This is a genomic window from Ensifer sp. YR511 (assembly GCF_900103045.1).
Lineage (GTDB): Bacteria > Pseudomonadota > Alphaproteobacteria > Rhizobiales > Rhizobiaceae > Ensifer > Ensifer adhaerens.
Window position 1 is genome coordinate 18,612 of sequence record NZ_FNGR01000026.1, and the last position, 12,154, is coordinate 30,765.

The following is a 12,154-nucleotide window of genomic DNA, read 5'->3' on the forward strand; positions in this document are numbered from 1 at the left end:
CTACAGCAACGATACCTGGAGGCGCGTCAGTCACTTGTTCGAGGCGGAAATTCTTGGGGAACACGTTAAACTGAACGGCGAACCGCGCAACCCCATCGCGCCTACGGTTCCCAGGGCAGTTCCGTTGAGTGTGGTGGCGCCCAGGTAGCGCTTTCGCTACCAGCACGTGGCGACGAGAGCGTCGCCTTGGCATCCGGTGACACACGCCCATACAAGCGGTGGATGCGCTGGACAAGACGAACTTGCCGCTCGAGGTGGCCGGCGTTGAAAGTGGGTTTTAAGCCGGCGTCACAGCAGGCCGGATTGCGCGTGTCTGGTTTCGGGTGCCATGCGAAAAAGCGTTTTGATAGATTTCGGTATTAAGCGTGGGTTGCTTTCCAAGAAGCGGCTCGGTTTCTAGAGGCGATGCCGAATGATTGCGAAGCTCTTATTTGCCGGGCAGGAGAGATTTATAGCTCAACGAGCGGCCGGGTATAAATCGTTGCGTGGGAACATGTTAGAGTGAGCGGATCGAGCCGCCGTCGACGCGTATCATCGATCCCGTCATGTACGAGCTTAGCCCGCTTGCAAGGAACCCAACCGCGCTGGCGATCTCCTCAGGTTCGCCGTACCGACCCATAGGTATGGCCGCGACCGAATGTTGGCACATTTCTTCGAGAGAGACTCCGAGGGCTTCTGCTCGCACTTCGTCGACCTGCTGCACGCGTTGTGTCCGAATGCGGCCAGGTATCACACAATTGACGGTAATGCCGGACGGAGCGACTTCCTCCGAAAGGGTCTTTGACCAGCCGACAATACTGGACCTGAGCGCATTGGATATGCCGAGACCCACAATGGGCTGGATGACGCCGGAACTCACGATGGTGATAATTCTGCCCCAGCGCCGCTCTGTCATGCCCCGCAACGCAGCTGAAGTGATTTCGAAGATCGGATAAAGCATCGAGCGAACGTTCGTTTCCCAATCTTCCAGTGACGTCTCGACAATCTTCTGGAGGGGCGGCCCTCCGGTGTTGTTCACCAAAATGTCAACCAGGAGGTCGCCGCTCTCGATTGCCATCACGAGAGCCTTCACCGACGTCCGGTCGCTCAGATCGACAACGATCCCGTCGTGGCCGCTTCCGGATAGATCACGGCGTGCCTTTTCGACAGTGTCGGCTGATCGTCCGCAGACCGTCAGGCGACAGCCTTCCTCTGCAAGAACTTTCGCACAGGCGTTGCCAATGCCCCGGGTCGATCCAAGGACCAGCGCATTTTTGCCCGCAATCTTGAGATCCATCTGTCAATCCTCCCCGTCACTTCGAAAGTGAGAAAGCTCCTTAACAGCAGGACTGGGAGGGCTGCAACCATATCGTGTTTCGCAGTTTTGCCGGACGATAGGCAATGGGACATCGAAAGCGTATCACTTGAATACAGTCACGTAGTGGTTGACATGGTAGGGCGGGCATTCGTGGCTGCCTGTGAGCGTCAAAGGTCGAAACGACCGCTCTGCACGTCCTTCTTGACGCGATCTGCCGGGAAAACGCGGCCGTTCATGATTGCCCAGACGCCATGAGGCAAAGTCTGCGCCGCGATGACTGCGCCACCGAGATTGAACTGCGCATCGGAGCCGGCAAATGAGTACGGCCGAATTGCACCAGTCAGTACGATGGTCTTTTCGATCTGTTGGTCGGCCAGAAAGCACGCAGTCTGCGCCATCGTCCCCGTTCCATGGGTCAGGACGATAGCCTCTTCAGTCGCGTTGCAGATTTCGGCTTTGATGAAAGCGCGGTCTTCATCGGTAAAGTCCAGACTGTCCTTAAGAAAGATGAGCTGTGTCTGGGGGAAATGACAACGCGCACTCGCCAGGATTTCTGGCATGTGGCTTTTCCCATTTGGATCAAAGGCCAGGGCCTCCGCAAATGTGTCATGGACCTTATCGAGCGTGCCGCCAGTGACGATGATGAGCAACTCTTCCCGCATTTCGTTTCCTTGCTTGACTTGCACTCTCCGCAGCACCTGTCTGCTCAGCCCTCGGCGGACAGGTGCTGCGTTACGGTCCGGTTTTGTCTTTAGTCCAGCTCGACGGTCAGCCAGATTGGCTTTTTCGTGCGATAGGTGGACTCCCAGACTTCAGCGCCGACCGCTGCGAGCTTCGGCACGTCTTCCGCGAGCACCGAGCCGATGACGGGAGCAAAGATATCCTCAGTCGTACGCCCGTACTGCACGATGAATTTTTGTCCGGTGCGCGGATTGAACCTGAGCCGGCCAGGAGGAGCCAGACGAATTTCTTCCTTGAATGGGGTCGGAGCGGTCGAAACCAGCGGCGAGTAGGCCATCAGAGAATCTCCCGCGACCATGGCATGAGTTTGCAGGCAGGTGAACGGCATCGTCGCGATCAATTCGTCACAGAGCTCGGCGTTGCCCGAAGTGGCGAGATAAGCACGAACCTCAATGCCGATCGGCTCCCAGCGCAGGCGGATAATCGTGTCGGTTGGCACCAGATTATCGACGATTGCGGGAAGCGATGCCTCTTTACCGTCTGCGTAGCGCATGGCGTCGCCGACGTCCCACGGGAACCAATGATAGGCCCAGCCATACAGCAGATTCGTATAGCGCAGGTACGCGCTCAGACCCTCGTCAAATTGACTGTGATCGAGGGTGGGGGCCAGTGTGAGAAAATCATGCCCGAGTTTCTTCAGTTCGCTGAAGCCACTATAGCCAAGGTAATTCAGCACCGTTGGAAACATCTCGCCGACCATCGCCCGTGATTGAGCGATATCGTTGCTGCCCCTGTGCAGAACCAAGGTCGGGTACACAATGTACATTGTGAAGTCGCGCAGCATTCCGTGAGCAATGTCGAGCGTCGTGAAGTAGCTGCCCTTGCCGCCTGGACGGGCTTCCAACTGCCCCGTGCGCAGAAGGCGGTGTTCCGCTGGTTCCTCGCGACCGACGCGATCAGTCGCAGCCGTCATCTCATCGAGGAATGTCTCGAAGCTTGGCATGTATGTTCCTTTCAGCCGATGCGCAGTATCAGGCAACGTGGGTAGCAATGCCGGCGGTCAGCCGGACATAGGTTTCGGTAAAAATCTCTACGAACCTCTCGAGCATGGGGCTGCGCACGATATCGGGCGCGTAAACCACTGAGAGATTGTATCGAATGCGTGGAACGAACCGGCGAACCACGGTACGTCCTGGGTCAACCATTGATGCAACCAGCGGATCCACAATGGCGAGGCCGAGACCGCGGTCCACATAGTGAACCAGAGTCCCGGAAAAGAGGCTCTCTACTCGCAGTCGGGGGTGAGAATTGGCTGCCCGCAAGAGGGCCTCTAGCTCTAGTCGCATCAGGCTGCTCTGGCCGAGCGAAATATAGTCTTGTCCGTCCATGTCCGCAGGTGTGATTTCCTGTTGTCGAGCAAGGGGATGTGTCCGCGGCAAGATGCAGACGGCCTGTGCCTCAGGAAGATCGCGGTAGGAAAGATCGCCTCGACCTGGCATCCGCGCACCAATCGCCAGGTCGGCCTGGCTGGTGGCGACCAGGTCGATAATATCGGCGGACGCTCCGTTGTGGACAGATACGATCGTATTGGGAAAATCAGCGGCGTAAGCTGTGATGGCGTCCGGCAGGCAGTGTCCAGAAAGGGCGGGTATGGCGGCGAGCCGCAAACGCCCGGCGCCGAACTCTCGAATGCCGACAGCAATATCACGCAGTCTTTCGGTGCTGATGAAGTGGCGCTGGACCTCCACATAGAACTCTCGCGCCTCGGGAGTGGGCATTACCGTTGCACCGTCGCGCGAGAAGAGCTTCATTCCGAGTTCGATCTCCAGATCACGGATTAACCGAGTGACCGCGGGCTGCGAAATCGCGAGCAACCGTGCCGCGCGCGTGATGCTTCCCGACATCATCACGGCGCGAAAGGCCTCGAGTTGACGTGCGTTCAGAGACCTGTGGCCAATCGTCATGTCCGGTTTCCCCAAGGTGGCGTGCCGGCGGACCGGCACGCTTTCCAATTACTTGTTGAGGCTAATACCCAGGCGGCTGATAAGGTCCGAGTAGGTCTTCTCCTCGCCTTCAAGCATCGTGCGGGCCTCGTCCGGAGTGTTCGCAATGACGTTGGCGCCCATGGACTGGAATTTTTCCACGACGTCTGGCCTTTTGAGCACCTCCACGATCTTGGCATTCAGGTAGGCCACGCGGTCCGCGGGGACATCCGCAGGCGCCATGACCATGCCCCAGGAGTTTGCCGCGAATCCCGGCAAACCCTGCTCTGCAGCGGTAGGCAGGTCGGGGTAGATTGGAGTGCGTTCGGGACCGCCGGATGCAATGGCAATCAACTGCTTGTTATCGAGGTAGCCGCGCACCGCGGGCACCGATTTGAAGCCGAACTGCAGTACGCCCGACAGCAGATCAGGAAGCGCGTCGCCTGCGCCCTTGTAGGGCACGTGGATCAGATCGAGGCCTGCAGCCTCTGCAAGCCATTCCCCAAAGACGTGGGAGTTGCTGCCGGGACCGGAGGAATCGAACGCCACGTCGCCAGGATGCGTCTTGGCATAGGCGATGAACCCTTTCAGGTCGTGCACCCCAAGCTTCGGATTAGCGACGAGTACAATGTCTGTACGGGCGGTTGTCGTAATCGGGGTGAAACTCTTTACAGGATCGTAGGGCAAGTTGGGCACCAATGCGCGCGCCATGGCATGCGATGCAACAACAACGCCAATGGTGTATCCGTCTGGCTCTGCTTCTGCGATCGCTGAGATGCCAATGACGCCATTTGCGCCGGACTGGTTCTCGACGGTTACCGGTTGACCAATGAGTCCGGAAAGATGTTCCGCAATCAGGCGCCCGGTAATATCGCCTTGCCCACCGGGTGCATAGGGCACGATGATCGTAACGGGCCGGCTTGGAAAGTCTTCGGCTTGGGCAGCTGTGCCCATTGCAAGCGAAGTTAGCAACGCGAGAGCGGTGCAGGTACGGCGCCAGATCGTGGTCATGTTTGGTCTCCAGTTCCCTTTGGTTGTCGTTGTTTAGAAAGCTCAGTCTTCAACGAAGACTTCTTCGCGTTTACGCCGGATAACCGGCGACAGAACGGAAATCAGTAGGACCATCGCAGTCGTCAGGAGGGCCAACGAAAGCGGGTGCGTAAAGAAGACGGTCGCATCTCCCTTGGACAGCAAAAGTGCCCGGCGCATATAGACTTCCATCATTGGCCCAAGGATGAATCCGAGCAGCAGAGGTGCCGGTTCGCATCCCAGACGGTTGAAAAGGTAGCCCAGTAGGCCAAACCCGGCGGCCATGATGATGGGCGCAGTGGAGTTGTCGATCGAGTAAAGGCCGACCATCGAGAACACGAGGATGGATGGGAACAAATAGCTGTAGGGTAGGCGCAGGAGCCGGACCCAGATTCCGATCAATGGCAGGTTGATGATGACCAGCAGAAGGTTGCCGATCCACATTGATGCGACCAGTCCCCAGAACAGGTCGGCGTTGCGTGTCATGACTTCGGGGCCGGGCACGATGTTGTGTATCATCATGGCGCCGATCATCATCGCCATGACCCCGTTCGAGGGCAGGCCAAGCGTCAACATGGGAATAAACGCGCTCTGGGCGCCAGCATTATTTGCGCTTTCCGGAGCGGCAACGCCAGCCGGTGCTCCTTTGCCGAAACGTTCCGGCGTCTTCGAGAGTTTCTTCTCGATGGAGTAGGAGGCGAAGGATGATAGGGTTGCCCCGCCGCCCGGCAACAGTCCGAGAACTGATCCGAGCGCAGTTCCGCGCAAGACAGCAGGCCAGGCTTCCTTGAACTCTTCCTTGTTGGGCCAAAGGTCGCGAACCTTGCCTTTGACCATTTTCCGGTCGTGGGTTTTGCCGGCGTTGGCTACGATATCACCAAAGGCAAACAAGCCCATCGCGAGTGCAGTGAAGTCGAGCCCGTCTATCAACTGGAATGAGCCAAATGTGTAGCGCGCGGTGCCGGTCGTAAGGTCGGTACCGACACAACCGAGCAGTACACCTGTCAGAATCATCCCGAACGCCTTGAGCAGGCCGCCAGACGCAAGGACGATGGCTGCAATCAGGCCCAGAACCATCAGGGAGAAATAGTCCGTTGGTCCGAACGACAACGCGATTTTGGACAGATAGGGCGAAAATCCGGCGATCATCAGGGTGCCAACGGTGCCGGCAAAGAACGATCCGAGCGCCGCAATTGCGAGCGCAGAGCCTGCGCGGCCGTTGCGGGCCATGGCATTGCCGTCAATGCACGTGACGACAGATCCGGATTCACCGGGAAGGTTTACCAAAATCGCTGTCGTCGATCCGCCGTACTGAGCACCGTAATAGATGCCCGCCAGCATGATTAGCGCACTCGTGGGCTCCAGCGAGTAGGTGAGGGGCAGTAGAATCGCGATTGTTACCAGTGGCCCAACGCCGGGCAACACGCCAATCGCGGTCCCAAGCAGAACGCCGGTGAAGCATAGCAAAATGTTATGAAGTGTGACCGCAGTTTCAAAGCCGCCGGCAAGATTACCCAACCATTCCATTACAGTACTCCCGCCAAGAGAGGCAGCCTCACACTGAAGCCGAGGACGAATACCGCCCAAACGAAGATTGTCAGAAACGCGGAAATTCCGAGGGCTTGCACAACCGTCAGGTCGCGAGAAGCGCGGCTGGCAATGAGAACGGCACCCGGTACTGCGACGACGATGCCCGCATGGCGCAGTGTCGCGGCGGCGAACAACAGCGCCGCGAGGATGCTCACGAGGGCGCGCAGGTCGATCGGGGCTATTGCCTCACCGATCCTTCCACGCAGCGCTTTAATCACCAGAACTAATCCAACGGGGCCCAGCAGACAGCTCACTGCGAGTGGAAACACACCGGCGCCCAGCCGCTGTACGCTGCCGAACCCGTAGGTGGTCGCGGTAATGCCAAAAGCAGCCGCTATAACTAGAAACAGCAGTCCAGCTGCAAAATCAGAGTCGATAGATTTCATGATACCTCCCAGGCGCGCTACGCCTCGAAAGTTAATAAGTCATGTTGCTCACATAACATCAAATACAATTATGACATTATGACATACACAGATGTTATGATGGACTATCTCAAACAGATCCACACGCGTGTCATCGGAAATATGGACCTGTCCCTCGATACCCATGATGGGTCTTTGAGTTCGATGGGACCTCGGAGTTTGCCGAGGCAGCTGTTTCCATTTCATCGGCGCCAACGCCGTCACAAGCCCTGCCGCACGCCTTACACCTGGCTGTTCGGCAAGCCCTCGCTCTGCTGCGGCTAAGCCGGCATCGTGAAGGCGCCGTGCTACTCGGACAGAACGATGATGCCGCTCGGCAACGACCAGAAGATGACGGAAGGATCGTCAAGACGTTGGACGCCTAATCGACTGTAACGCCCAGCCGGGATTGAAAAATAACCGTCCTTTAGCGCGTGCGTTTGTCTTGCGGAAGACGCTGTCGCGGAAGCGAGCATCCCGCTTAAGATCGGCACCTATAAATTCTGGGCATAGCTGATAGTTCGTCCCAGCGCTCGAACAACACGGCGTTCTTGTGTAGTTTTCACATAGGAGAGGGCTTTAGTAGAGCCCTGAGGAGGACTTCGACGAGACACGCCGAATGCGTTGCCGCAGCGATCGCTTTTGGCAACAAGTTCATCATCATTGCAATCGTCGCCGATCACTCAGCTTTGAGCCGTCAACAGACTTTGGATTTTTTGGTTCCGCCCTTGGTTTGGGCGGAAGCACGAAGGCGCGCTTGCGTGGGAGGAGCCCCGCAGGATTGCGACTTTTGAGTGCCAGGGAGGAACAAACATGGCTAGGTTTCAAACAGCAGCGCCTGCCGGCGAACATCCGCACTCTATTCCAGCGGACAGATCGCGAATTCGTGGACTGATCGGCGCTTGTGCTGGTAACTTGGTCGAGTGGTTCGATTTTTTCGTCTACGCTTACACCGCAATATATTTCGCGCATGCATTCTTCCCAAGTGGCAGCCAGACAAGCCAGCTCCTGGCCACTGCAGGCGTGTTTGCGGTTGGATTTTTCATGCGACCACTGGGTGGTTGGTTGTTCGGCTGGATCGCCGATACCCGGGGACGAAAAGTCTCCATGATCATTTCCGTCCTCATGATGAGCGGCGGTTCCTTGCTTATCGCCCTGTTGCCGACATACGATAAGATCGGTGCGCTCGCACCTGCCCTTCTCGTCACCGCACGCTTGTTGCAGGGCCTGTCGGTTGGAGCGGAGTATGGAACCGGTGCCACTTACATCAGTGAAGTGGCAACGGCTGGCCGGCGAGGCTTCTTCGGCTCGTTCCAATACTTCACCATTATCTCTGGGCAGCTCCTCGCGTTGCTAACGGTGACGGCGTTGCAATACACACTTTCTCCCGAGGACCTGAAGTCGTGGGGGTGGCGCATTCCGTTCTTCATCGGTGCGCTCAGCGCGATCGTAGTCGTCTACTTGCGGCGTGCGATGACGGAAACGGCAAGCAAGGCTGATATGCACCGCAAGGAGGCCGGCTCCATAAAAGGTTTGCTCGCTCACAAACGCGCGGTCTTCCTTGTCATGGCGTTTACGGCCGGTGGCTCGCTCTATTTCTACACCTTCACCACTTACATGCAGAAATTCCTGGTCGTGTCGGCAGGCATGAAGCCTGAGGTGGTCAGTTTCATCATGACCGCCGCGCTCGTCTGCTTCATGCTGTTTCAGCCATTGTTCGGTTTGGTGGCAGATCGGTTAGGCGTAAAGAACCATATGCTGCTGTTTGCAGGTCTGGCGACAGTCCTGGTTGTCCCGATCCTTTACGCCTTGCAAACAGTTAGCAGTCCACTCGCGGCTTTTGGGCTCGTTGTATCAGGTCTTGCAATCGCCTCTTTCTATACGCCGATTTCCGGCCTGGTTAAGGCGGACATGTTTCCACCCGCCGTTCGCGCTTTGGGCGTCGGATTGCCCTATGCGATTGCAAACGCTTCGTTCGGGGGGACAGCCGAGTACGCTGCGCTATGGCTGCGTTCAGCAAATCTAGAGCAACTGTTTTTCTATTACGTTGCTGGTCTTGCCGCACTCGCATTCATCGCTGCGATCCTGATGCCCGATCTTAGGAAGCACGGCTACCTCGACGGTGACGGAGCTATCGAGCGAAACGTCGGCTTGCGCGTCCGCTAGCCGACGAGGAACGGTCGATCGCGAACCGCGATGATATTTTTATAAAATGAATCAAATGGTTATGGGCTATGAGAGAAAGTGCACGGCTGGAGGAACCTTCCGAGGTATTCCAATATTCAATATCTCTTTGTCAAAATGGCTATTCGATTTCACTGAGATCGAGCGGTATTCAAATCTGTAACTTCCAATGGTCCCGGAGATCAAAATGAGCACGGCAACGCCGGATGAAAAGACTGAAGTTAACTGGCAGGAGGATGTCTTTCGTGTCCTCAAGCAGCACGATGTCAAGCACGTAGTTTACGTCCCTGATGCCGGCCACTCGACTGCAATTCGTCTGTCGGAAGCCGACAATGGCATACAGTCTGTCGTGCTGACCACTGAAGAAGAAGGCATCGGCTATTTGGCCGGCGCCTGGCTCGGGGGTGAACGGGGTGCGCTTCTCATGCAGTCAAGCGGCGTGGGCAATTGCATCAATACGCTGGCGCTGCAGGCATGCGCAAAGTTCCCTCTGCTCATGGTCGTGACCATGCGTGGCGACTGGGCAGAGTTCAATGCCTGGCAAAACCCCATGGGTCAGGCAACCGAGGCGGCTCTCAAGCTCATGGGAACCCTGACCTGGCGCGCTGACAAACCCGAGGAAGTCGAGCCCTTGCTGCACGGCGCAGCGACAATGGCATTCAACGGAGATTCCGCCTGCGCCTTGCTGCTGGGCCAGCGTCTGATCGGAGAGAAAAAATGGGTGAAGTAACTACAGGCGGGCCGCTTGACCGGCGCGAAGTCGTCAATGCTCTGCTAGCTGACCGCAAGGATCTGCTTGTTGTGACTGGTCTTGGATCATCGTCCTATGACGTCATGGCCGCCGGAGATCATGACAACAACTATTATCTCTGGGCTGCAATGGGTAGCGCTGCAATGGTCGGGCTTGGAATTGCCAGTGCCCAGCCAGATAAAAACGTTCTTGTGGTCACCGGCGACGGTGAGGCCCTGATGGGTTTCGGTGCGTTGGCAACGATCGCGCTTCGTCGGCCTGCAAACCTGACGATTGCCGTACTGGACAACGGTCACTTCGGCGAAACAGGCATGCAGGTCAGCCATGCGGGCCGCGGCATCAATCTCGATAAGGTCGCAGAGGCCTGCGGCTTTTCCTGGACGAAGGAAATTCGCGACATGGAAGGGGTAAAAGACCTTCACAAGCGCGTTTACGCACGTGACGGACTGAAGCTCGCCACGATCAAGATCAAGGCCGAGAACCTACCTCGCGTTCTACCGCCCCGTGATGGTTCCTACATCAAGAACCGATTCCGTTCTGCTCTCGGCTTCCAGCCAATTTGAATCGGCGATTGGAGGTGCGAACGGGCCCCCGGTCGCGCCTTCACCCCAGACCCTGAGATTTTAAGAGATCGGGCGTCGGTTCCGCCGTCAGCACAAACGGGGGGGCGCCGCGATCCAAGAGTGGGAACTGAAAGATGGCCGAACTCGTTCGTTTCAAAAACACAATCAATGGGCAGGCAACCGAAAGCGGAACAGGTCGTTGGCTTGCGTCGATTAATCCTTTCACTGGGGAAGAATGGGCCGAAATACCCCACTGCAATTCGGACGACGCCGTAGCTGCCATCGAGGCCGCTCACAAAGCGTTCACCAGGGGACCCTGGTCGACGATGTCCGCCACAAACCGTGGCAAGCTCATGCGCAAATTGGGCGACTTGATCGCGCGGGATGCGGAAAAGCTCGCTTCGATCGAGACCCGTGACAACGGCAAGCTTTTTGCCGAGATGCACGGCCAGCTCCGTTACATTCCCGAATGGTTCTATTATTTCGGCGGTCTTGCCGACAAGATCGAAGGCGGTGTGCTGCCGATCGACAAGCCCGATCTCTTCACCTATACCAGACGCGAGCCTCTCGGCGTGGTAGTTGCCATCACGCCGTGGAATTCCCCACTTTTGCTGCTGACGTGGAAACTCGCGCCGGCGTTGGCTGCTGGCAACACAATCGTCATCAAGCCTTCCGAGTTCACGTCTTGTTCAACGCTTGCGCTGATGGAGCTTGTCAAGGAAGCGGGCTTTCCCGATGGCGTGGTCAACACTGTGACAGGATACGGTCACGAGGTCGGTTCTACGCTGGTTGAGCACCCGATGGTCGCAAAAGTCGCTTTCACCGGCGGCGACGCGACCGGTGCGGCGGTCTATGCGGGAGCTGCAAAGCATATCAAGCACGTTACACTCGAACTCGGTGGCAAATCTCCAAACATCGTTTTTGCTGACGCGAATATCGACGACGCGGTCAAGGGGGCAATTTCCGGCATCTTTGCTGCATCCGGGCAAACCTGCATCGCCGGCTCGCGCCTGTTGGTACAGAGGTCGGTCTATGACGAGGTTAGCCAGAAGGTCGTCGCCTTTGCAAAGAGCGCGCGTCTGGGCAATCCGATGGAAGAAACCACGCAAGTCGGCCCCGTTACGACACTAGCGCAGCGCCAGAAGATTCTGGACTACATGGACGTTGCAAGAGGCGAGGGCGCACGTTGCCTGCTCGGCGGCGGCGTGCCGTCCGATGCGGGGCTTGGAAACGGCTGGTTCGTCGAACCGACGATCTTCGGTGATGTGTCGAATACGATGCGTATTGCTCGTGAAGAGGTGTTCGGGCCGATTCTTTCGATCATTCCGTTCGAAGATGATGCGGAGGCCATCGAGATCGCCAACGATACCATTTATGGCCTCGCGTCCGGTGTCTGGACGTCGAACATCCGACGTGCCTTCACCATGGCCGATAAGATCCGCGCCGGCACCGTCTGGGTGAACACCTACCGCGCCGTCAGCTTCATGGCGCCGTTTGGCGGCTATAAAATGAGCGGAATCGGACGAGAAAGCGGACAAGCCGCAATCGACGAATATCTGCAGACCAAAACCGTTTGGATCAATCTCGCCGAAGGCGTCGCAAACCCATTTATTCTGCGCTGAATCACAAAAGACAGCGCAGCGCCTTGCCGCTTGGCGCGTCCAAGAAAACCC

Annotated in this window: 11 protein-coding genes; 4 read left to right on the forward strand and 7 right to left on the reverse strand. The window is 57.2% G+C overall.

Going from position 1 to position 12,154, the window contains the following annotated elements; genetic code table 11:
* Positions 1-496: 496 nt before the first annotated feature.
* The 7 genes from BLU15_RS29285 to BLU15_RS29315 all read right to left on the reverse strand — a co-directional run bounded on the left by BLU15_RS29285 (position 497) and on the right by BLU15_RS29315 (position 6,965).
* Complete coding sequence (locus BLU15_RS29285) at positions 497-1,276, reverse strand: SDR family oxidoreductase (RefSeq protein WP_090300241.1); 780 nt, start codon at positions 1,274-1,276, stop codon at positions 497-499.
* 188 nt (positions 1,277-1,464) lie between these two features.
* Complete coding sequence (locus BLU15_RS29290) at positions 1,465-1,959, reverse strand: asparaginase domain-containing protein (RefSeq protein WP_090300243.1); 495 nt, start codon at positions 1,957-1,959, stop codon at positions 1,465-1,467.
* Positions 1,960-2,048: 89 nt separating this feature from the next.
* Positions 2,049-2,981 (reverse strand): cucumopine synthase-related protein, encoded by a 933-nt coding sequence (locus BLU15_RS29295; protein WP_090300245.1) that lies wholly within the window; start codon positions 2,979-2,981, stop codon positions 2,049-2,051.
* Positions 2,982-3,009: 28 nt separating this feature from the next.
* Complete coding sequence (locus BLU15_RS29300) at positions 3,010-3,942, reverse strand: LysR family transcriptional regulator (protein ID WP_090300247.1); 933 nt, start codon at positions 3,940-3,942, stop codon at positions 3,010-3,012.
* Between the two features lie 48 nt (positions 3,943-3,990).
* Complete coding sequence (locus BLU15_RS29305; RefSeq protein WP_090300248.1) at positions 3,991-4,971, reverse strand: Bug family tripartite tricarboxylate transporter substrate binding protein; 981 nt, start codon at positions 4,969-4,971, stop codon at positions 3,991-3,993.
* Between the two features lie 42 nt (positions 4,972-5,013).
* Entirely contained in the window at positions 5,014-6,516 is a 1,503-nt protein-coding gene (locus BLU15_RS29310) for a tripartite tricarboxylate transporter permease (RefSeq protein WP_090300250.1), read from the reverse strand.
* Positions 6,516-6,965, reverse strand: a complete 450-nt coding sequence (locus tag BLU15_RS29315; protein ID WP_090300252.1) for a tripartite tricarboxylate transporter TctB family protein — start codon at positions 6,963-6,965, stop codon at positions 6,516-6,518. The genes BLU15_RS29310 and BLU15_RS29315 overlap by 1 nt, the downstream gene beginning before the upstream one ends.
* 831 nt (positions 6,966-7,796) lie before the next feature.
* Here BLU15_RS29315 and BLU15_RS29320 point away from each other — a divergent pair.
* From BLU15_RS29320 to BLU15_RS29335, 4 genes are all read left to right on the forward strand, one after another.
* Positions 7,797-9,149 carry an MFS family transporter gene (locus BLU15_RS29320; RefSeq protein ID WP_090300254.1) on the forward strand — a complete coding sequence of 451 codons (1,353 nt, stop codon included), beginning with the start codon at positions 7,797-7,799 and terminating at the stop codon, positions 9,147-9,149.
* Positions 9,150-9,354: 205 nt separating this feature from the next.
* Positions 9,355-9,897: a thiamine pyrophosphate-binding protein gene (locus BLU15_RS29325; protein ID WP_090300378.1), complete on the forward strand. Its 543-nt coding sequence runs from the start codon at positions 9,355-9,357 to the stop codon at positions 9,895-9,897.
* Positions 9,885-10,481 (forward strand): thiamine pyrophosphate-dependent enzyme, encoded by a 597-nt coding sequence (locus BLU15_RS29330; RefSeq protein ID WP_090300256.1) that lies wholly within the window; start codon positions 9,885-9,887, stop codon positions 10,479-10,481. Before BLU15_RS29325 ends, BLU15_RS29330 begins: the two co-directional genes overlap by 13 nt.
* Positions 10,482-10,615: 134 nt before the next feature.
* Positions 10,616-12,103, forward strand: a complete 1,488-nt coding sequence (locus BLU15_RS29335; protein WP_090300258.1) for an aldehyde dehydrogenase — start codon at positions 10,616-10,618, stop codon at positions 12,101-12,103.
* Positions 12,104-12,154: the final 51 nt, after the last annotated feature.

Coding starts and splice junctions, on each gene's coding strand:
- BLU15_RS29285 (WP_090300241.1), bottom strand. CDS start 1,276: ATGGATCTCAAGATTGCGGGCAAAAATGCGCTGGTCCTTGGATCGACC.
- BLU15_RS29290 (WP_090300243.1), bottom strand. CDS start 1,959: ATGCGGGAAGAGTTGCTCATCATCGTCACTGGCGGCACGCTCGATAAG.
- BLU15_RS29295 (WP_090300245.1), bottom strand. CDS start 2,981: ATGCCAAGCTTCGAGACATTCCTCGATGAGATGACGGCTGCGACTGAT.
- BLU15_RS29300 (WP_090300247.1), bottom strand. CDS start 3,942: ATGACGATTGGCCACAGGTCTCTGAACGCACGTCAACTCGAGGCCTTT.
- BLU15_RS29305 (WP_090300248.1), bottom strand. CDS start 4,971: ATGACCACGATCTGGCGCCGTACCTGCACCGCTCTCGCGTTGCTAACT.
- BLU15_RS29310 (WP_090300250.1), bottom strand. CDS start 6,516: ATGGAATGGTTGGGTAATCTTGCCGGCGGCTTTGAAACTGCGGTCACA.
- BLU15_RS29315 (WP_090300252.1), bottom strand. CDS start 6,965: ATGAAATCTATCGACTCTGATTTTGCAGCTGGACTGCTGTTTCTAGTT.
- BLU15_RS29320 (WP_090300254.1), top strand. CDS start 7,797: ATGGCTAGGTTTCAAACAGCAGCGCCTGCCGGCGAACATCCGCACTCT.
- BLU15_RS29325 (WP_090300378.1), top strand. CDS start 9,355: ATGAGCACGGCAACGCCGGATGAAAAGACTGAAGTTAACTGGCAGGAG.
- BLU15_RS29330 (WP_090300256.1), top strand. CDS start 9,885: ATGGGTGAAGTAACTACAGGCGGGCCGCTTGACCGGCGCGAAGTCGTC.
- BLU15_RS29335 (WP_090300258.1), top strand. CDS start 10,616: ATGGCCGAACTCGTTCGTTTCAAAAACACAATCAATGGGCAGGCAACC.